General features: G+C 71.1%; 18 protein-coding genes and 3 pseudogenes. 9 read left to right on the forward strand and 12 right to left on the reverse strand.

Translation table 11 applies throughout. The features are described 5' to 3' along the window. Positions 1-116: 116 nt before the first annotated feature. From C7C46_RS09280 to C7C46_RS09290, 3 genes are read right to left on the reverse strand one after another with little or no spacing between them, the layout of a single operon-like run. A complete protein-coding gene (locus tag C7C46_RS09280) occupies positions 117-1,130 on the reverse strand; it encodes an NAD(P)/FAD-dependent oxidoreductase (protein WP_110667675.1) in 1,014 nt (337 codons plus the stop codon). Continuing rightward, positions 1,127-1,642 carry an isoprenylcysteine carboxyl methyltransferase family protein gene (locus C7C46_RS09285; protein WP_110667676.1) on the reverse strand — a complete coding sequence of 172 codons (516 nt, stop codon included), beginning with the start codon at positions 1,640-1,642 and terminating at the stop codon, positions 1,127-1,129. Before C7C46_RS09285 ends, C7C46_RS09280 begins: the two co-directional genes overlap by 4 nt. A 6-nt stretch (positions 1,643-1,648) precedes the next feature. Then, positions 1,649-2,725 carry a type III polyketide synthase gene (locus C7C46_RS09290; RefSeq protein WP_110667679.1) on the reverse strand — a complete coding sequence of 359 codons (1,077 nt, stop codon included), beginning with the start codon at positions 2,723-2,725 and terminating at the stop codon, positions 1,649-1,651. A gap of 97 nt (positions 2,726-2,822) precedes the next feature. On the opposite strand from C7C46_RS09290, the gene C7C46_RS09295 reads away from it, so the two are divergent. Further along, positions 2,823-3,680: a UbiA family prenyltransferase gene (locus tag C7C46_RS09295; protein ID WP_110667681.1), complete on the forward strand. Its 858-nt coding sequence runs from the start codon at positions 2,823-2,825 to the stop codon at positions 3,678-3,680. A 74-nt stretch (positions 3,681-3,754) separates the two neighbouring features. On the opposite strand, the gene C7C46_RS09300 is transcribed toward C7C46_RS09295, so the two are convergent. Then, positions 3,755-4,594, reverse strand: coding sequence for a cytochrome P450 (locus C7C46_RS09300; protein ID WP_110667684.1), 840 nt, complete (start codon positions 4,592-4,594; stop codon positions 3,755-3,757). A gap of 141 nt (positions 4,595-4,735) precedes the next feature. Further along, the gene (locus C7C46_RS34900; RefSeq protein WP_181442269.1) at positions 4,736-5,011 is read right to left on the reverse strand and encodes an acyl carrier protein; all 276 of its coding nucleotides are present in this window, start codon (positions 5,009-5,011) and stop codon (positions 4,736-4,738) included. 406 nt (positions 5,012-5,417) lie between these two features. On the opposite strand from C7C46_RS34900, the gene C7C46_RS09310 reads away from it, so the two are divergent. From C7C46_RS09310 to C7C46_RS09325, 4 genes and pseudogenes are all read left to right on the forward strand, one after another. After that, entirely contained in the window at positions 5,418-6,368 is a 951-nt protein-coding gene (locus tag C7C46_RS09310) for a beta-ketoacyl-[acyl-carrier-protein] synthase family protein (RefSeq protein WP_110667686.1), read from the forward strand. Between the two features lie 411 nt (positions 6,369-6,779). Next, positions 6,780-8,306: a condensation domain-containing protein gene (locus C7C46_RS09315; protein WP_181442270.1), complete on the forward strand. Its 1,527-nt coding sequence runs from the start codon at positions 6,780-6,782 to the stop codon at positions 8,304-8,306. Between the two features lie 79 nt (positions 8,307-8,385). Next, positions 8,386-8,781: pseudogene (locus C7C46_RS09320) on the forward strand (IclR family transcriptional regulator); the annotation flags it as partial. Positions 8,782-8,800: 19 nt separating this feature from the next. Next, positions 8,801-9,583, forward strand: a complete 783-nt coding sequence (locus tag C7C46_RS09325) for an NAD-dependent epimerase/dehydratase family protein (RefSeq protein WP_110667690.1) — start codon at positions 8,801-8,803, stop codon at positions 9,581-9,583. Positions 9,584-9,635: 52 nt separating this feature from the next. Here the strand turns inward: C7C46_RS09325 and C7C46_RS09330 are convergent. Together C7C46_RS09330 and C7C46_RS09335 are read right to left on the reverse strand one after the other, a co-directional pair. Next, a pseudogene (locus C7C46_RS09330) lies at positions 9,636-9,834 on the reverse strand (DoxX family protein); the annotation flags it as partial. 168 nt (positions 9,835-10,002) lie between these two features. Then, positions 10,003-10,482, reverse strand: coding sequence for a ricin-type beta-trefoil lectin domain protein (locus tag C7C46_RS09335; RefSeq protein ID WP_110667693.1), 480 nt, complete (start codon positions 10,480-10,482; stop codon positions 10,003-10,005). A 151-nt stretch (positions 10,483-10,633) separates the two neighbouring features. Between C7C46_RS09335 and C7C46_RS36320 the strand changes: the two are divergent. Beyond that, positions 10,634-10,864, forward strand: a pseudogene (locus C7C46_RS36320) (transposase); the annotation flags it as partial. A 102-nt stretch (positions 10,865-10,966) separates the two neighbouring features. Here the strand turns inward: C7C46_RS36320 and C7C46_RS09345 are convergent. From C7C46_RS09345 to C7C46_RS09365, 4 genes are all read right to left on the reverse strand, one after another. After that, entirely contained in the window at positions 10,967-11,572 is a 606-nt protein-coding gene (locus C7C46_RS09345) for a histidine phosphatase family protein (protein WP_220040585.1), read from the reverse strand. 125 nt (positions 11,573-11,697) lie between these two features. After that, positions 11,698-12,141, reverse strand: coding sequence for a GNAT family N-acetyltransferase (locus tag C7C46_RS09355; protein WP_110667699.1), 444 nt, complete (start codon positions 12,139-12,141; stop codon positions 11,698-11,700). Between the two features lie 272 nt (positions 12,142-12,413). Next, on the reverse strand, positions 12,414-13,397 hold the full coding sequence (locus tag C7C46_RS09360; protein WP_110667701.1) for an aldo/keto reductase: 984 nt from the start codon (positions 13,395-13,397) through the stop codon (positions 12,414-12,416). A 102-nt stretch (positions 13,398-13,499) separates the two neighbouring features. Beyond that, positions 13,500-13,730 (reverse strand): hypothetical protein, encoded by a 231-nt coding sequence (locus C7C46_RS09365; protein WP_110667703.1) that lies wholly within the window; start codon positions 13,728-13,730, stop codon positions 13,500-13,502. Between the two features lie 275 nt (positions 13,731-14,005). Here C7C46_RS09365 and C7C46_RS09370 point away from each other — a divergent pair, with 275 nt between their 5' ends. From C7C46_RS09370 to C7C46_RS09380, 3 genes are all read left to right on the forward strand, one after another. Next, positions 14,006-15,574 (forward strand): hypothetical protein, encoded by a 1,569-nt coding sequence (locus C7C46_RS09370; protein ID WP_110667705.1) that lies wholly within the window; start codon positions 14,006-14,008, stop codon positions 15,572-15,574. An 84-nt stretch (positions 15,575-15,658) separates the two neighbouring features. Continuing rightward, positions 15,659-16,588 (forward strand): ADP-ribosylglycohydrolase family protein, encoded by a 930-nt coding sequence (locus tag C7C46_RS09375; RefSeq protein ID WP_110667706.1) that lies wholly within the window; start codon positions 15,659-15,661, stop codon positions 16,586-16,588. Between the two features lie 253 nt (positions 16,589-16,841). Next, positions 16,842-17,600, forward strand: coding sequence for a DUF6928 family protein (locus tag C7C46_RS09380; RefSeq protein WP_110667708.1), 759 nt, complete (start codon positions 16,842-16,844; stop codon positions 17,598-17,600). A 573-nt stretch (positions 17,601-18,173) separates the two neighbouring features. Here the strand turns inward: C7C46_RS09380 and C7C46_RS09385 are convergent. Then, positions 18,174-18,755 carry a TetR family transcriptional regulator gene (locus tag C7C46_RS09385; RefSeq protein WP_110667710.1) on the reverse strand — a complete coding sequence of 194 codons (582 nt, stop codon included), beginning with the start codon at positions 18,753-18,755 and terminating at the stop codon, positions 18,174-18,176. Positions 18,756-18,795 lie beyond the last annotated feature (40 nt).

Consider the following 18,795-nt stretch of genomic DNA (forward strand, 5'->3'; position numbering starts at 1 on the left):
GAGCGCGCAGGATCAGCCGCTGCCGCGAGGTTCGACGGCCGCGAGGAGTCCTGGAGCAGTGTCGATCAGTGGAACCCGATGCGGCAGGGCCGGGCGCAGGATCGGTTGTCGTCTCCTCAGGAGAGGCGGTTGACCAGGGCGGAGAAGAGCGACGGCAGGTGAGCCGCGGTCGGGACCACGAAGGGTGCGAGCGCGGGTTGCCCCCGGGTCCACAGCAGGGCGTGGGTGAGGGTGCGGTGGCGGCGGGTGACGCTGCGCCAGATCCGCTCGTAGCGCTCGGGCCGGTCCGCCCGGACGCAGTCCACCAGGGCTGCCGCGCCCGCCAGGCCGAGGGTGAGGCCTTCGCCGGTCAGCGCGTCGACGTAGCCGGCCGCGTCGCCCACCAGCAGCACCCGGCCGGCCACTCGGGTCCGCACCCGCTGGCGCATCGGGCCCGCTCCACGGACCGGCCCGCCCGCGACGCCAGGCAGCCGGGACAGCAGGGCGGGGAAGGCGGCGAGATGGTGCTCGAAGGAGCCCCGGTGCGAGGTCAGCACGGCGACGCCGACCAGGTCCGGCGCGAGCGGCGTGACGTACGCCTCGGCCGTGGGCGACCAGTGGACCTCGACGCAGTCGGACCACGGGGTGACGGCGAAGTGCCTGCGCAGCCCGTGCCGTCGTGGCCCGGTCGCCGGCCGGTCGAGCCCGAGCCCGCGTCTGATCGGTGAGTGCAGTCCGTCGGCGGCGGCGAGGTACCGGGCCCGCAGCCCCGCCGCGGACACCGACCAGCTGTCCTGGCGCACGTCGTCGACCCGCACCGGCAGTACCCGGACCCCGAGTTGCCGGGCTCGCTCGGCGAGCGCGGCGTGCAGGTCGGTGCGGCGCACTCCCAGGCCCGGTGCGCCGCGGAACCTGGCTTCGGCCTGGTGGCGGTGGTCGAGGTAGCGGATGCCGTGCAGCGGCCGTCCCGCGACCGGCACGCCGAGCCCGGCCAGGGCCTGCGCGCCGTGCGGCATCAGTCCCTCTCCGCAGGCCTTGTCGATCGGCCCCGGGCGCGGTTCGGCGACCACGGCCTCCAGACCGGCGCGCGCGGCGTGGATCGCCGTGGCCAGACCGGCCGGACCGCCCCCGACCACGAGCAGGTCGATCACCCCGGTGCCGCCATGGCCAGGGCGGCGTTCTCGCAGCGCAGCCGGGTGACCAGCAGGGGGGTGTTGAGCGCGGTGAACAGGCCTGCGGTGAGCCAGGCGCCGTGCACCAGCGGCAGGGCGAGCCCTTCGAGGACCACGGCGAGGTAGTTCGGGTGCCGCAGCCACCGGTACGGGCCCCGGTCCACCAGGGGCAGGCCGGGCACCACGATCACCCGGGTGTTCCACCGGGGCCCGAGCGTCCCGATGCACCACCAGCGAAGGGCCTGGGCCAGCAGCACGGCCGCGAGTGCGGGCCAGCCGAGCCAGGGCAGGAACGCCCGCCGCAGCAGCGAGGTCTCCACCAGGCACCCGGCGAGCAGGGCGGTGTGCAGGGCGACCATGGCCCCGTAGTGGCCGGCGCCGTGCTCCACGGCGCCGCGGGCATGGCTCCAGCGGCCGTTGCGCCGGGCGACGGCCAGCTCCGCGAGGCGTTCCAGAGCGACCAGCAGGATCAGGAATGCGTACGGGGTCATCGGCGGTCACCAGCGCAGGAGGACGAGTTCGACGCAGAATCCGGGCCCCATCGCCAGCAACAGGCCCGGTGTGCCGGGCAGCGGGCGCTCCCCGGCGAGGGTGTCACGCAGAATGTGCAATACGGAGGCGGAGGACAGGTTGCCCACCTCGGCCAGCGAGCGCCAGGTCGCCTCCAGTGCGCGGGCGGGCAGGTCCAGGGCCTCGCGTACCGCGTCCAGGACCTTGGGGCCGCCCGGGTGGCAGATCCAGCTGGCCAGGTCGGTGGTCTTGAGGTCGTGGTCGGCGAGGAACTCCGTCACCACACCGCCGAGCTGACCACGGACCAGGTCGGGCAGGTCGGCGCCGAGCATGATGTGGAAGCCGGTGTCCCCGATGGTCCAGCCCAGCATCTCCTCCGTCCCGGGGAACAGGTGGCTGCGGGTCGCGACGATGTGGGGCCCTTCGGAAGCCGGGTCCTCGTCGGGGGCGCGGCCGTACCGGGAGCCGACGGCGACAGCAGCGGCGGCGCCGTCGCCGAAGAGCGCGGAGGCGACCAGATTCTGCATCGACGTGTCCGAGCGCTGGAGCGTGAGGGAGCACAGCTCGACCGAGAGCAGCAGCGCCGCCTCGTCGGGGTGGCCGACCAGGTAGTCGTGCAGCCTGGCCAGACCCGCGGCCCCCGCGACGCAGCCCAGGCCGAAGACGGGCACCCGCTTCACGTCCGGCCGCAGGCCCAGCTCTCCTGCCAGGCGCGCCTCCAACGACGGGGCGGCGATGCCGGTGACCGAGGTGGAGACCACCAGGTCGATGTCGCGGGCGGCGAGGCCCGCCTGATCGAGAGCGCCCTGGACGGCCTCCCGCCCGAGCTCCAGCGCTGCGGCCAGGAACGCGTCGTTGCGCACTCCGAACCCGCCGATCGCCGTGTACCGCTCCAGCGGCAGCACCAGGTGACGCCCCGTCACCGTGCTGGCCGAGTGCAGGCGTTCCAGCACCGCCAGATCCTCGCGCGGCAGCCGGCAGGACGCGGCGACCATCCCCGTGATCTGCTCCTGCGGGTACCGATACGACGGCAGGACACCGTGAACCGCGACAATCCGGGTCATTCCGACATGCTAGGTGCCGGGGGCCGCGATCCCGGGCACACCCGCGGCCCCGGCGTGGCTGACGGACCGTCAGCGGCCCGGCTCCTACCATCGAGCGGTGCCCATCGAAGCCGTGCCGCGCCGCGCCGGCTCGCCCGTCGCCCTGCTGCTGGCCGCGCACCCCGTCCCCGCGCTCGCCGTCACCGGCCTGGCCACGGCACTCGCCGCCGCCGTCGGACGCGGACCGGCCGGCTGCCTGCTGGTGGGCCTCGCCGTGCTCAGCGGGCAGCTCTGTGTCGGCTGGAGCAACGACCTCATCGACGTCGGCCGGGACGTCCGCGCCGGCCGGCCCGACAAGCCGCTGGCCACCGGTTCCCTGGCGCCCGCGTCCGCCGCCGTCGCGGCCTGTTCGGCGGGCCTGTCCTGTGTACCGCTCTCCCTCGCCTGCGGACCCGCGGCCGGCGGCGCGCACCTGGTCGCGGTGGCAGCGGCGCTGGCCTACAACGCGGCCCTGAAGAGCACCCCCTGGTCCTGGGCGCCCTACGCCCTGGCGTTCGCGCTGCTGCCCGCCTTCGTCACCCTCGGCCTGCCGCCCGACCACCCGTGGCCACCCGCCTGGCTGCTCGCCGCCGGCGCCCTGCTCGGCGTCGGCGCCCACCTCACGAACGTGCTGCCCGACCTGGAGGCCGACCTGGCCTGCGGGATCCGCGGACTGCCGCACCGGCTGGGACGCGCGCGCAGCCGCGGGCTCGCGGCCCTCACCCTGCTCGCGGCCTCCGCCATCCTCGCCCTCGGCCCGCCCGGACCACCGGGCGCGGTGGGCTGGACCGGACTGGCCGCGGCCACCGTACTCGCCGCAGCCACCGCACTGCCCCGCCCCCGGCACCCGGACAGCCGCCTGCCGTTCCTGCTCACCATCGCCCTGAGCGCCCTCGACCTGGCCCTCCTGCTGCTCCGCGGCACGACCCTGCGCTGAACGCGGCTCAGCTCCGGCGCGCGCACTCGGGCGAGGGCCTGGCCCTGGGGACCGGTCTGTGCTGATGCTCGGCTCTACTGGGACGACGGGTCGGTCAAGCGCACCCGCAGGTGTTGCAAGCTGCGGGTGAAGGCTGACTGGACATAGGTGACGGACTCGTCCACAAGGCTGGGCCTGCAGCGGAGCAAGGCGGCGAGCGCGAGTCGGGCTTCCAAGCGGGCGAGTGGTGCGCCCAGGCAGAAGTGCGACCCCAAGCCGAAGGAGAGGTGCGGAGTGTCGCGGGTGACGTCCAGGTCGTGCGGGCGATCGTAGACGTCGGGATCGCGGTTGGCCGCGCCGAACGCCAGGACGGTGACGGTGCCTTCGGGCACCGGTCGTCCACCCACGGTGGTGGGGGCGAGCGCAATGCGCACGGTCATCTGGACAGGAGGCTCGTAGCGCAGGATTTCCTCCACGGCCCGGTGCATGGCCTGATCCTCGGGGCCGGCGGCGGCGAGGCGGTTGAGCTGGGAGGGGTGCGTCAGGAGGGCGTACAGTCCGTTGCTGATCAGTCCGACAGTGGTCTCGTATCCGGCGGCCAGGAGCTGGGCCGCGGTGGCGATGGCCTCGGTGACAGGGATCGGGTCCGTGTCCGGTGAGACGGGTTCCGCCAGCCTGGCCAGCACCGTGGAGGCGACCGCGGAGCCGTTCCCGTCGGCTTGGCGCAGGTGCAGGCGCAGGAGTTGCACCAGCGTGATGCGAGCTTGGGCGGCGTGGCGCCGCTGCTGGTCATCGACCAGGCTGTTGGGATCCATGCCGTTGATGACCACGCCGGCGGACTGCCGGAACCGCTCCTGCTCCTCGGTGGGGATCCCCAGCAGGTGGCTGATGACCCCCATGGCCAGGGGCTGGGCGATGTCGGTGACGACGTCCACCTGCCCACCTCGGCAAGCCGTGTCGAGCAGTGCGTCCAGGTGCCGGCTGATCAGAGGGGCACGTCCACCGGCGTGGCACTGGCCGGGGCTGGAGGCGTGCGGTTGGCGAGTGCAGGGGGAGGGAGCGTGCTCTCCACGGGACTAGCCGGCCGAAGCCTGGGCTGCGGTGAGCGCGGAGTTCAGGGTGCGGTGCGCCTCGACGATGGTGGTGGCCGGAGTGAAGTCCAGCCCGAAGCCGATGTGGCCGCCGGTCTCGTTCTCGACGGCGACCAGCAGTTCCGCCAGGGCGAGAGAGTCCAGCTCCAAGGATTCGAAGGTGACTGTGTCGTCGATGTCCGCCGCGGAGACGGTGGTGATTTCCGCGAGGATCTCCACCAGGCGTTCCCGGCTGATCGGCTCTTGGGATGTTGAGATCATCTTTCCTTCTCCGGTAGCGGTGGCTGCCTCACGGGTCAGTGTGCCGAGGCGCCCGCTATGTACCTTTGACGGTCGGGAAGGGCGCGAGTGGATGACACGCGCTCGCTTCACTCTTCCTGGTGGATGTCGGACGGGACGGTGGATCCCGGTTGACGGGTCCGGCGATCGAGGTATGGCCTTCACAGGGGACATCGTGATCGCCGCTTGGCGTGTCGTGGGCGTCATGTGCACGGAAGTGCTTCCATGGCGGTGCGTCAACTGGCCTGGCCGGCCTTCGCTTCGAGCGACGGCCGGGTTGTCGCTCATTGGGCACACGGCCTGCTCGGTGTACGAAGCCGCTCCATGACGGAACAGCGCGCCACCGGGCGTTCCCGCTGCTACCCCCAGCCTTTGGAGGGCACCTGTCGTGCCGCAACTCTCCCAAGCCGCGATCACCGGCATCGGACTGATCACCCCGGCGGGCCAGGACCTTGATGCGGTCTGGGCCACCATGTGCGCCGGTCGAAGCCTCGCGCAGAAGGATCCGGAGCTGGCCGGCCTTCCCGTCGACATCGCCTGCCGCGTCAAGGACTTCGACGCCGTTGCTGCTCACGGACCGCGGCTGGCACGCCGAATGGACCGGTTCTGCCACCTCGCGCTGAGCGCGGCCCGCCTGGCGGTCGTCGACGCCAAGCTCGACCCCACGAGCTGGCCGTCCAGTCGCGTCGGCGTCGTTCTCGGTGTCAGCAGCAACAGCCTGGACACCTACGCCCGGCAGTTCGCCCTCCTCGATCAGGGCCGTTCCACGCTCGTCTCTCCGCTGGCGCTGCCGCGCAGCCTTCCCAGCACGGCCGCTGCGGAGATCGCCATTGACCTGGGAGTCCGAGGTCCCAGCTTCAGCATCGTCAACGCCTGCGCCTCGGGCGCCACCGCTCTTGGCATCGGCCGCGACCTGATCGCTGCCGGAGCTTGCGACATCGTCCTCGCGGGCGGCAGTGAGTCCGGCTGCGCCCGGATGAACGCCACCTGCTTGACCCAGCTCCAGGCCCTGTCCCGCTGCACCGACGCCCCGCACCGCGCCTCCCGCCCGTTCGACGCGGACCGAGACGGGTTCGTTCTGTCCGAGGGCGCTGCCGTCCTGGTGCTCGAGCATCCCGACCACGCGCTCCGCCGGGGCGCCCATGTTCGCGCCCGCCTGCGCGGCTACGCCAGTACCAGCGATGCCTACCACCCCGTCGCTCCCCATCCCGAGGGCACCGGCGCGGAGGAGGCCCTGCGAGCCGCACTCACCAATGCCGGCCTCACCCCGCGCGACATCGGCCACGTCAACGCGCACGGCATCCTGACGGTGGCAATCCCTCCGGTCGGCGGACCGTAGTCGTCGCACTGACCGGCCAGCACCCCAACGAGTCGTGGCCGCACGGCTTTCTGGCGGAGGCGGCTGCGTGGGGGTCAGCCGGCCGGTCCGCTGACCAAGGTGACGGTGGTGCGCCGCGCCGTCGGTCCACTGGACGGTCACGTGGGAGCCGACGCTGCGGCTCGCCATGATCGTGGTGAGCGCGAGGCCGTGGCTTTCGCCTGCCGTTAGCCCACATTGGTCAACGGCGTTTCTCCGAGATCATCGGATCGTTGGTCTGGTTGTGTCGTTGAGCGATGCCCTGTGGGCATGGACCGACGACACCCTGTGTGGCGGCGGTACCTCCCGGCGTAGCCGACGGCCGCCACCTGGCGCTCAAACTTGTCCGCCCCCGCCCTGTCTGAGTCCTGGGGGCATGCGAACGGAGACTTCGTGCGAGTGACCGACATCCAGCGTTGCGAGATCCGGCCCGGACGTCTCGTCGAGTGGACGCTGCATCCGACGGCCGTCGAGGCCGCGAGTGGTCTGCCGGACGATGCCCGCCCGCCCGCGTACGTGCAGGAGGCGCACGTGCGAACGGCGCGGGCGGTACGCCAAGGCGGCTTGTTCGTGCCGACCTGGCTCGGCACCGCGTTCGACGTGCCGGGACGGGTCGATCTCGGCGTCCTCGAAGGCGCGCTGCGGGACTGGACGCTTCGACACGAGACGTTGCGCAGCGGATTGCGCTGGGTCGGCGACGAGTTGCGACGCTTCACGCTGGATGCCGATCGGGTCGTGCTGCACCGCGAGGACATCGGCGATTTTCCCGACGCGGCGACATTGACCCGGTACCTGCAGGACCGCTTCGATCTCGCGGCGGACGCGCTCGCCTGGCCGAACTTCATTTTCACCGCTGTCGTCAGGGATGACAGCACAAGTGTCTACATGGCGTTCGACCACACCAATGTCGACGCGTACTCGATCCAGCGCATCGCCGCGGAGATCCACGAACTCTATGCGGCGGGTCTTGACGGCCGCGCGCTGGACAGGGCGCCAGCCGCCAGTTATGTCGATTTCTGCGCGACCGAGCGCGGGAGTGCTGATCAGATCGACGACACGCACGCGATCGTCGCTCGCTGGCGGGAGTTCATCAACCGGTGCGACGGGAAGCTGCCGAACTTCCCCGTCGACCTCGGTCTCGATCCCGAAGGGCCGCTGCCGACCCAGAAGTTCATGTGCGAGATGCTCGTGGACGCTTCGGACGCGGCGGCTTTCGAGGCGTACTGCCGCCCGTACGGCGGGAGCCTGACCGGCATCCTCGCGGCCACCGCTCTCATCGTCGGTGAGGGCAGCGGGCAGCACGTGTACCGCACCGTCGTGCCGTTCCACACCAGGGCGCATTCCCAGTGGGCGGACTCGGTGGGCTGGTACGTGGGCGGTGCGCCGATCGAGATTCCCGTGGCGCGTGCGCCGGATTTCGACAGCGCATTGGAGATGGTGCGCGCGGAACTGCGGGAGAGTCGGCCGCTGTCGAGGATGCCCATCGCTCGTGTGCTCCAGCTGCTGGGCTCCGACTTCCGGCCCACGTCTCCGGACCTGTACTCGATCGTGTCGTTCGTCGACACGCGCGGCATCCCGGGCGCGGAGCGCTGGCAGGACCTCAGAGCGTACGCGCTGCTGCGGGTCTCGTACGGCGACCAGGTGTGCGCGTGGATCACAAGGCTCCACGAGGGCCTGCAGTTCGCCAGCCGCTATCCGGACACCGGCGTCGCGGCAAAGAACATGCGGCTGTATGTCGAGCGGCTGCGGGAACTCATCGTCTCGGTGGCGCGGGAAGGCGTGGCCGCGCGCGCCACCGCGGTGGCGGACGACATGTCGCGGTCCCGACCCGGTCCAGTGCGCATCCCGCAGCCCGGTGAACCCCTCACCACCAGCGGCAACCACGCAAAGGGCGACACCCGGGCGACCTTGCCCGGGTGAGGGGCCCGGGCGCGCCCGGTGCGGCCCGACCACCCGCGCGAGAGCCGTCAAGGCCGGTCTCCGGGGATGTTCTCGCCGCCGGCACTACCTGCGACCGATATCCCGGATCGGCCGCCGTCTACCCGCGCACGCCACCTCCCTGGGCAAGGCGCTCCTGGCCGAACGGACCGAAGCCGAGGTCCACAAGCTGCTCGGCGCCCCGCTCACCGCGCTGACCGAACACACCCTGACCGACTACGACGCGCTCACAGCCGACCTGGCCCGCACACGAGAGCGCGGATATGCCGTCGACCACGAAGAGAACACGCTGGGCCTGCGCTGCTTCGGAGTGGCGATCCGCACCGAGTTCCCGGCCCGCGACGCACTGAGCTGCTCCCTACCGATTGCCCGGCTGACCGAGGTTGGCGAGGCCACAATCGTCCACGCCCTGCTCGCCGCGCGCGAACGGCTCGAGGCGTCCACCAGCCGCCGCTGACATTCACGAAAGGCACATCATGGCAAGAGTTCTGATCACCGGAGCCGCCGGAGCTGTCGGGGGCTATCTGCGGGCGGGTCTGCCCGGCCTGGGCTGGCAGATCCGCGGCTTCGACCGGGTGCCTGGCGAGGGCCTCGCTACCGAGGACTGGCACGTCGGCGACATCCGCGACGCGGAAGCCCTGGACGCCGCGTGCGACGGTGTGGACGCGATCATCCACCTGGCCGGCATCCCGGTCGAGGCCCCCTTCGCCGACATCCTGTCCACCAATATCGACGGCACCTACCAGGTCTTCGAAGCAGCCCGGCGCTGCGGCGTCCGGCGAGTCGTCTACGCCAGCTCCAACCACGCGGTGGGGTTCACGCCGCGAACGGAACTGGCCGGCGTCGACACCCGGCAACGTCCCGACACCTACTACGGGCTTTCCAAAGTCTTCGGAGAGGGGATCGGCAGCCTGTACGCCGACAAGTACGGCCTGGAAGTCGTCGCAGTACGGATCGGCTCGTGCTTCCCAGTCCCGCGCACGGTCCGGATGTTGGAGAGCTGGTTGAGCCCGGCCGACGCCGTGGATCTGTTCCGGGCGTGCCTGACCACGCCGGGCCTGCGCTATGAGGTCGTCTACGGAATCTCGGCGAACTCTCGCGCCTGGTGGGACCTGGCACCGGCCCGCAAGCTCGGATACGACCCGCAGGACGACGCGGAGGCGTTTGCTGCGGATGTACTCATGGCCTGCGGCCCACTGGACGAGTCCGATCCTGAATACCGTTACCTGGGAGGGGCGTTCACCACGCACGAGCCTTGATGCCTCGGCGAGCAGCACGTGGATGGCGGCACCGGTCGGGGAGTGCGCGCGATCACAGCCCGGTGGCCGGCCAGACGGTCACGGCCGCGGTGGCGGTGAGCCCGACGGTGAGTGTGATCCGGCGGTCTTCGCCGGTCAGGTGGACGGCGATCGCACCAGTCTGCAGGAGCACGAAGCCGATGGCCGTGGCCGGCGCCAGGGAGGGGGGCGAGCCCGGTCAGTGGCGGCAGGATCAAGCCGGTCGCGCCGAGTTGGAACAGTACGGTTGGCCTGGCCCCGCAGGGACACGACCTGCCTGCGGCAGTTGGCCATGGTACCGCTGATCGACATGAAAGGGCTGGTTGAGATGAATCTCAACCAGCGTCCGGACGACTGCCCGCCGCCGCCTGGTGGCGGGGCGGGCAGTGCCAGGGGTCCGGTCAGCCGTTGGCGAGGCTGATCTGGTCGTTGAAGACCACCCAGTGCTGACCCGGGTCCTTGACATCGCACGGCTTGGTCGAGATGTTCGGGGTGCCCCAGGCGTTGGCCAGGCAGTACGCAGGGCCGAAGGCGAGGGAGATCTGCTGGCCCGTGACCGTCCAGTACTGGCCCTGGTCCTTGGCGTCGCAGGGCTTGGTGGAGATGTCCTGGGCGTTCCACGTGTTGGCCAGGCAATAGGCCCGCGCGTTGGTGAGGGAGACCTGCTGGCCCGAGAGGGTCCAGTGCTGGCCCTGGTCCTTGGCGTCGCAGGGCTTCGTGGAGGTGCTCGGAGTGCTCCAGGCGTTGGCCAGGCAGTACAGGCCCGGCGTGCGCAGGGACCGGGCACCGGCGTCCGTGGCCCCCGCCCCTGCGCCCGGCAGGAAGGAAGCGGTCAGAGCCAGTGCGGCAACGGCCAGCGTCTTACGGAACGCGACTGCCATGGAACCCGTCCTTGCGGTAGACGTGCGGCTGCGCGCACGATCAGGAAGCGCCCTCCCGGTACGGAAGGGGCGCGCAGGGCCATTGGTAGCAGTAATAGTTTGTCAACGAACATCTCCGCTGGACTCGTTCACCCCAACGGGCCAGCCAAAGATGATGATCCAACCGCCACCAGTGCCGCCGCTTCTGCCCGAGTCGGGGCCGAAGCTCAGGCCGGGGCGGCCTCGTGTGCCGGACCGTCAGGCGCTGTGCGGGATCCTGTTCGTGCTGCACACGGGCATCCAGTGGGAGTACCTGCCGCAGGAGCTCGGCTTCGGCTCGGGCATGACCTGCTCGCGGCGCCTTGCGGCCTGGAACGAGGCCGGCGTGTGGGACCGGCTCCACCTGCCTGACCACCTACCGACACGTCCAACCCGTTTGTTAGGACCTCAAAGCCCCGAGCAATCGTCAAGACTTGTTGATGGGGGGTGTCTGGGCTGCGGTGCGTCAGTTCGCTTCCGGCCATGAGGGGCAGCGCCAGGTGGAGCCGTCCCATTCGATGAGGAAGGGCTGAGCGTGGGGCAGGGGTGTTCCCCAGACGGCGGCTCCGAGGGTGCAGAGCTGGCCGAGTGCGACGGTGAGGCTGGCGACGTGGCCGACGACGGCGACGGTCTCGCCCCGGTGCTGCTCGGCGATGACCTGGAACACTCTGCCCATGCGTGCTGTGACCGCGAAGCCCGTCTCGCCGTCCGCGACCTGCTGCGCCAGGTCGTTGTCGACCACCCAGGAGCGGAGCACGTCGGCGGTCTGCCGTCGGACGGCTGGGTCGTTGCTTCCCTCGTGCCTGCCGATGCCGACCTCCACGAGGTCGGGCAGGGCGTGGACCTCGACGCCGGCAGCGGTGGCCAGCATTTGGGCCGTCTGCCGTGCGCGCAAGGCCGTGCTGGAGTAGACCGCGCCGATCCGCTCGCCGACCAGGGTCCGGGCCGCGAGAGCAGCCTGCTCGTGGCCTCGCTCGGTCAGCGCAGCGCTCGGCACGGACCCGGCGATGTTGTCGGTGACGTTCTGCGACTCGCCGTGTCGCAGGCACCACACCCGAACCCGTTCGCTCATGCCACCAGTTCCCCTCGCTCGACCAGGACGCCGTTCTCGAACTTCGCGCCGGCCCGGACCAGGGGAACCAGGTGGGCCCCGGTGATCGCGCGCCAGCGGGCCTGATCGGACCCGACGAGCTCTGGTCAGGCGAGGCGCAGGTCGACGTAGGCGATGGTGTCGCCCGGGAGGACGTAGCGGTCGATCTCGACGAAGCCGTGGGTCTCGGCGAACCGCAGGCCGTCCTCGTTGGAGGCCAGGACGACGGTCTCGATGGTGGTGGCGCCCAATGCGCGGGCACGCTCCAGTGCGCGCTGGTAGAGCTGCTCGCCGAAGCCCTGGTGACGGAGGGCGGGGAGGACCCGGGCAATCACGGTGGCGGTGGACGGGCTGTCGCTGGCCGGCGGGCGTACGGTCGTGCAGCCCACCGGCTCGCCTTCGAGGTACGCGACCTCCAAGCAGTTACGCCCGGCCCGCTCGCGCACCTCGTCAAGTGACAGGGTGTCGGTCGCGATGATCACGTTATGGACGTGTTGCCAGTCGGCGAGCATGGCATCGCCTACCGGCTCTGCGAAGCTGAGCTTGGTCATCGCAGTAGGAGAACCGCTCACCCCGCGAGCCGTCAACCGGATAACCCAGTCACGCGCGCCGGGGATCCCTTGGCATCACTCATCTAGCGCCAGAGGCAGACCGCCGCCACTGCCAGAGCTGAGCGGTCGCCTCAGGTTCGGCTTCCAGCCGCGCGTGACCGACTCTGCCGGCCGCTGCCTGCGGAGCACTGGGCTCCGCACTTCCGTCGCGCCGCTCGGGCCCGGCCCGCATGCCCGGCTCCCCACCCTCGCTGGTGACGGTCCGCGCACTGTCACCAGCGGGGGTGGACCTGCTCCCGCAGCCGGGTGTCGTACAGCTCCCTGACGGCCGCCAGTGTGCTCGCGGGCAGCGGGGCCAGATCGGCCGCCCGCGCGTTGTCGCGGGCCTGGGCGGGGTTGCGGGCGCCAGGGATCACCGTGCTGACGCCAGGCTGTTGGATGATCCAGCGCAGTGCGGTCTGAGCCGCGGTGGCGCCTTCCGGGGCCAGGCCGCCGAATTCGGCGGCTGCCTCGACTCCGGTGGCGTAGTCCACCCCGGAGAAGGTCTCGCCCTGGTCGAAGGCCTCGCCCTGCCGGTTGTAGGTGCGGTGGTCCTCGGGCGCGAACCGCGTCTGCGCGGTGTACCGGCCGCTGAGCAGGCCGGAGGCGAGCGGGACCCGGGCGATGATGCCCACCCCGGCCTGCAGTGCCGCGGGCAGCACCTGCTCCAACGGCTTCAGCCGGAACGCGTTCAGGATGATCTGCACGCTCGCCACACCTGGACGCGCGATGGCGGTCAGGGCTTCCGAGCAGGTCTCCACGCTGACTCCGTAGGCGCCGATCCGCTCCTCGGCGACCAGGGTGTCGAGCGCGTCGAAGACCTCGTCGGAGGAGTAGACCGGGGTGGGCGGGCAGTGCAGCTGCACCAGATCGAGTTGGTCCGTTCCGAGGTTCTCGCGGGAACGGTCGGCCCAGAGGCGGAAGTTGTCGAGGGTGTAGTTCGCCGGCCGCTGCTCGACCCGGCGGCCGAACTTGGTGGCGACGAACACGCCGCTGTCCGGACGTTCCTTCAGGAAACGCCCGATCAACCGCTCGCTCCGGCCGTCGCCGTACACGTCGGCTGTGTCGAAAAAGGTGACCCCGGCCTCCACCGAGGCCTCAAGGACGGCGAGGGCGTCGCTCTCGCGGACATCTCCCCAGTCGGCACCGAGCTGCCAGGTGCCCAGGCCGACGACGGAGACCGGACGGCCAGTACGGCCGAGTACGCGCTGTTCCATACCCCGATCGTCCCACCTCAGCCAGCCGGGCGCAGACCAGGCCCGCCACTCGCGTGTGTCCGATCCACGCCGCCGCCTCGGACGGTCAGTCAAGGCCCGTCCTCAGCCCGGCCGGGGACAGGAGGCGATCTTCGTGGGATCGGTGATGCTGCGGCGGGCCAGGACCCAGTGCTTGCGGTCTACGACAAGGACCAGGTCAGCCATCCTTGTGAAGCCGTGCTGGAGGACTACCGGGCCCGGCGCGGGTGCGGTGATGTGCGCGTAGGCCTGGCGGGCGGCTTCGGTGACCTGTTCGTCGACGCGCAGCTCGCGGTCCTCGTCGCCGATGTACATCGGCAACCGCACCTGACGGTCAATCACCTCACGCAGGGCGGGCAAAGCGGGGCGGCTGCCGGGCCAGGTCAGTCAGCAGCGCGCAGGCGTACGGGCCGAACACGTCGTCGCCCAGGTAGTGCGGAACGGTGGCGAGGATGAGGTCGGCTGCCGCGGGCCTGGCGTGCTTTCTGCCCGAGCCTGGTCGGTCGACGCGAGTCCATTTCGCGCTTCGTGGCTTCCTTCCCCCGTTCCTGTAGCCGCGTGCCGCCGAGCCTGCTGCTAGCGTCCCCGCCATGACAGGCCGCGACCGTGCCCTCCAGCTCCTGCGCCGACGCCCCGATCTGGCGGACTGCGCGGCATACCCGTTCGACGTCGACCTCGCGCGCGCCGAGCACGGCGAGGCCGTCCGCCTGGCCTCCGGTGCGGCGCTGGAGGCGGTGGCGGGGGACGACACCGGGGGGACGTTCTTCGTGTGCGCGGGTGGGCAGGTTTTGTACGCGAGCTCGGAAGGCGAGGCTGGGCTGATCGCCGACAGTGTGGACGAGGCCCTGGAAGTGCTTATCGGCCTTCCGGGCTGGCACGACTACACCGGCCTAGCCCCCGACGTCGACGACACCGCACTGGCGGCCGCGGTGGCTGAGACCGAGGGGAACCTCCGTGAGTACTACGGCCCGGATCTCGACGCCGACCGCAGTGCCCTGTTGACCGCACTGGGCCTGCGCGAGGTCCCGCAACCTCAGCTGATCCGGCGTCTGCACCGGGCGCTGCTGCGCACCGAGCCGGACTTCCTGCTCCTCAACGCCGAGGAGGGGTGCGCGTACACGCTGCTGGACCGGCTGCCGCGCCCGCCGCTGTGGCAGACCGTCCTCGAGCCCGGTCAGGCGGATCTGGCCCTGCTGCGCGCCGATCGAACCCGCTGGCCCGAGGTGGCGGCCGACGCGGCGCGACGGGCGACGGCCCTGCGCGCGGCCCAGTACGACCGGCGCGACACTGACCTGTCGTTCCTGCGCGTTCTGCTCCAGCACGAGGCCCAGCACGGCGCCACGGAGGAGCTGCGCCTGGCCGCCGTGCTCGTGGGCCTGCACGGGCAGCAGCAGGACCATCAGCTCCTGCACTCGCTCCGCGCGGCGAGCTACGACGTCCTCTGCCACCTCGGCGGTTTCCCCGACATCGCAGCGGAGTTGAGCACGTGGGCGGCCGAGTTCGACGAGTCCAACCACGGTGCGGACCCGGAGGACGAGCCTGAGTTCACCTGGGCCGAGCTGGCACGCCGTCAGGGGCGGACCGAGTTGGCCAGAGCCGCGCTGCTGCGCCTGCTCGACGACGCCGGACCGCGTGATGCCGCCCTGCTCGCAGGCCTTGCCGACGAACTCACGCAGCTCGGGGACTTCACCCAAGCCGCTCGCGCCCGACACTTGTACGCGTCCCTCCAGGACGACCCAACGCGGCGCGGTGCGGCCCTGACCGATCTTGCCTCGCTGCAGCGGCGCGCAGGCGACGTCGAGGCAGCCGGGCGCTCCGTACAGCGGGCCGTCGCAGTCCTCGACGGCCCGCAACCAGCGGCGGCCACAGACCAACTGGCACTCGACCTCAACCTCCCGGAACCACAGCCCACTACTCTCGCTTGGCGCACACTGGGTCTCGGCCTGAGCGTCACCGAGGAGCACTTCCGCATCGCCCAGGAAGCCACGACGGTCGGCCTGCATGCCGTCGCGCGGGCCTCGCTCGCGGCTGGGACCGCGTTGCTGCTCGAGCTGCCCCGTCCGACAGAGGCGCTGCACCAGCTGGCCCGGGAGACAACGCAGATGCTGGACGGCGCTCTATCGCCCATTGCCGATCAGCGCGACAGCGCGGGTGGCTGACGGCTCCTTCGGGCGAGCCAGGTGCGGGGCGCCCTGGGAAGTTGGACGGCTGAGAGCCAGCAAGGAGCCCGGTAGCCTGACGATATGATTGACGATCAGCGTGCGGCCGGAGCCGTGGTCGGCTCTGCCGTGGGGGACGCGTTGGGAGCCCCGTTCGAGTTCGGCCCTGCCGGGGCGTTCTCGAGCCGCTTCGCTGTGTCGGCGCCCGGCGGCGAGATGTGTGGGGGCGGTGGCTGGGATGCTGGCGAGGCTACGGACGACACGCAGATGGCCGTCATGGTCGCCGAGTCGCTGCTGGAGCGCGGCGGGTTGGACCTGCCGGACATCTTCGCGCGCTTCCAGCGCTGGGCGGCGTCCGAGCCCAAGGACATCGGGGTGCAGACGGAGGACGTCCTGACCAACGGCATGCCGTGGGACCTCGCCTCGGCCGTCCACTTCCAGGTCAACCTGCGCGCCGCCGGCAACGGTTCGCTGATGAGGGCCGCGACCTCGGCGGTGTACTTCGCCCGCGACGGCAGGCAGGCGACGATGGATGCCGCCCGCCGGATCTCGGCCTTGACCCACGGCGATGGCGCGGCCTGGGAAGGCACCGTCATCTTCCACGAGCTGGTCCGCCTCGCCCTGGCCGGCGACGACCCGCTGGCCGCCCTCCCGGAGATCCTCACCCACGTCGACGCGCACCACCGCGAGCGCTACGAAGCCGTCCTCGCGCCCACCTGGCATCCCGACGACGCCACCGAGTTCAACGGCGCGGTCTGGCCCTGCCTGGGCTCCGCCGTCTGGGCGGTACGCACCACGACCTCGTTCGAGGCGGCGGTGCGGGCGGCAGTCGACCTCGGCGGCGACACCGACACGGTCGCTGCCGTCACCGGCGGCCTGGCCGGCGCGATCCACGGACTCGACGCCATCCCCACCCGCTGGACCGAGCCCCTCCACATTCCGCTACCCGGCCACGCCGGGCGCGTCCTGCGCCTGCCGGAGATGCTCGACCTCACGCGCCGTCTCACTGCCTGAACAGCCGTGCTCCAATCCGGAGGCTCGACCCCAGTGCCACAGTGTGGTGCTGATGGCGGACCCGAACTTCAGGTGACCGTTGGGGCTGGCCGGGACTCGTAGAAGGTCCCGTCGCGGAGCATGGCGAACGGGACGTCGACCCGGCATCCGGCCAGGCAGAGCAGACCCGGCGTGGGTCGTTCACTCGCGAGGCTCTGTCAGGGTCGGCGAGTACGGTGCGGCGCAATGTGAGCTTCCGCTGTAGGGAGGATCCTTGGGAGCCAAGACCGGTCTGCTCGTGTACGCCGACGGGGAGGTGCCGGGCCTGTTGAAGCAGGTCGGCGTCGCGGACGTGGAACGGACGGCCGCGATGATGCGACGCCTGTATCCGGGCTGGGCGGTCGAAGCGGCTGTTGGCTCGAACCTGTGGGAGGCGGTCTACCCTCCGGTCGGTCGGGCTTATGCGGGAAGTTGGCCGGGTGTGGAGCTGCTCTGCGATCGACGTGTGATGGTCGATCGTCCCTCGCAACTTCCTGAGGAGCTGGTGGCGGCGAGCGCGGGGCGGCGGCTGGTTCTGCATGCCATGCACAGCGTGGTCGACTGGCTGTCCTTCGCCGTCTGGGAGGACGGACGTCTCCTCCGGTCGCTGAGCCTGTCCCCGGACAGCGGGATCGTCGAGAACATCGGCGAGCCGCTTCCCTTCGAGCTGCCCTACTGGAAGGGGGAGCGCCCGGCCCAGATCATTCCGTGGCCGGATGTGGAGGAGAAGCCGTACCCGCTGCCCTTCCATCCGCTGGTGATGGGCGAAGATGCGCTGCGCGCTCTCTGCGGGTTCGTTGCGGAGGGCCGCCCGGATCCCAGTGACGTCGACGCCGAAGCCATCGACCTTCATGGCTTCCTCGTCCGGGATCCGAACGCTCCGGATCCCGCCGTGAGGGAGGCCGCGCTCCGGGCAGCCGTGGCGGCCATGGGTCCGCCGCGTACCTATGTGCTCGGCCCCGACGGCACGTTGACCAGGCGGGAGGTCTTGTAGCTCGTGAGCTTCACGGTGACCGAGGTGCACGGGCACGCAGCCGCTCAGCGTGCTCCTCGATCCCGATGTTCGCGGGACAGCGGCATGCGTGGAGGCACAGGGGATCGTTGTTGGGCCGTGGACCGGTCTGGGGGTCGGTAGTCAGGAAGCGTCGACAGTCAGGGCGGTCTGCGGTGATCCGCTCGTGATCGATCCGCCTCGGAACTACATCAACCCCGTCATCGCCCCCGTAGCCTCATCGTGGCGCCGCATCGACGCCTGTCTCGCTCCGCTGCTGTCCGGCCCGGATGCCTGACACCTGACGCGACGTGATCGGCTCTGGCCAGGCCCTGTGCATCGCGACGAACCGGGCCGGACTCACCCGCCCCGTCAGCCCGCCAGTCACAGCCGTCTCCCACCCTCGTCCGCTTGAGATGCCCCTGACGCCGTCACTGGCCAAGGGCCGCACGGCCTCTGCCCTGGCGGGACATGCGAGCCCCTTCGGCTTTGGTGACCTCGTCCTCAGGGGCTGCGTCACGGCATCGGGCTGCCGTCCGCCCTCAGGCCTGCCGCCACGATCATTCCGCAGGGCGGTCAGACCATGAGTGCCGCGACGACCTGGCGGATGCGCTCGCGCGGCTCGGGGCCACCGGGCCACGCGGTCATGAGCAGGTGGTGAGTGGTGCCGGCCACGGCGAGCGCCAGGGCACCGCAGTCGCGCGCGGCGGGCACCCGCCCGAGCTGCTGTTCGGCCCGCAGGTACGCGGCGAGGGAGTCCTCGAAGGTGTCGAAGCTCGGCGCTCCCCGCTCCCAGGCTTCGCGGATCCGCGCCGAGGCCGCGGGGCGGGTCAGGGCGAGGGCGGCCAGTGCGGGCCCGGGGGAGTCGAGCAGCAGCAGGGCGGCGGCAGTCAGGTGCTCACCGACGACGCCCTCCCCGGCCAGGGCCGGCAGAGCGGCGACCGCTTCCCCGAGCTGCTGGAAGCGGCGCAGCACCAACTGGGCCACGAAGTCGTCCAGGTCGGTGAAGTGGCTGTGCAGGATGCCCTTCGCGCAGCCGGCCTCACTGGTGACGGCCCGGCTGGTGAGAGCCCCGGGGCCGTCGCGGCCCAGGATGCGTTCGGCCGCGTCGAAAAGCCGCTCCCGCACTCCGGCGATCGCCACACCTCGCGGAGACATTCGGCTCCTCCTCCATTGCCAGTATGGGCGCTTGCCCATA

This window comes from Streptomyces tateyamensis (genome assembly GCF_003205575.1).
Taxonomy (GTDB): Bacteria; Actinomycetota; Actinomycetes; order Streptomycetales; family Streptomycetaceae; genus Kitasatospora; species Kitasatospora tateyamensis.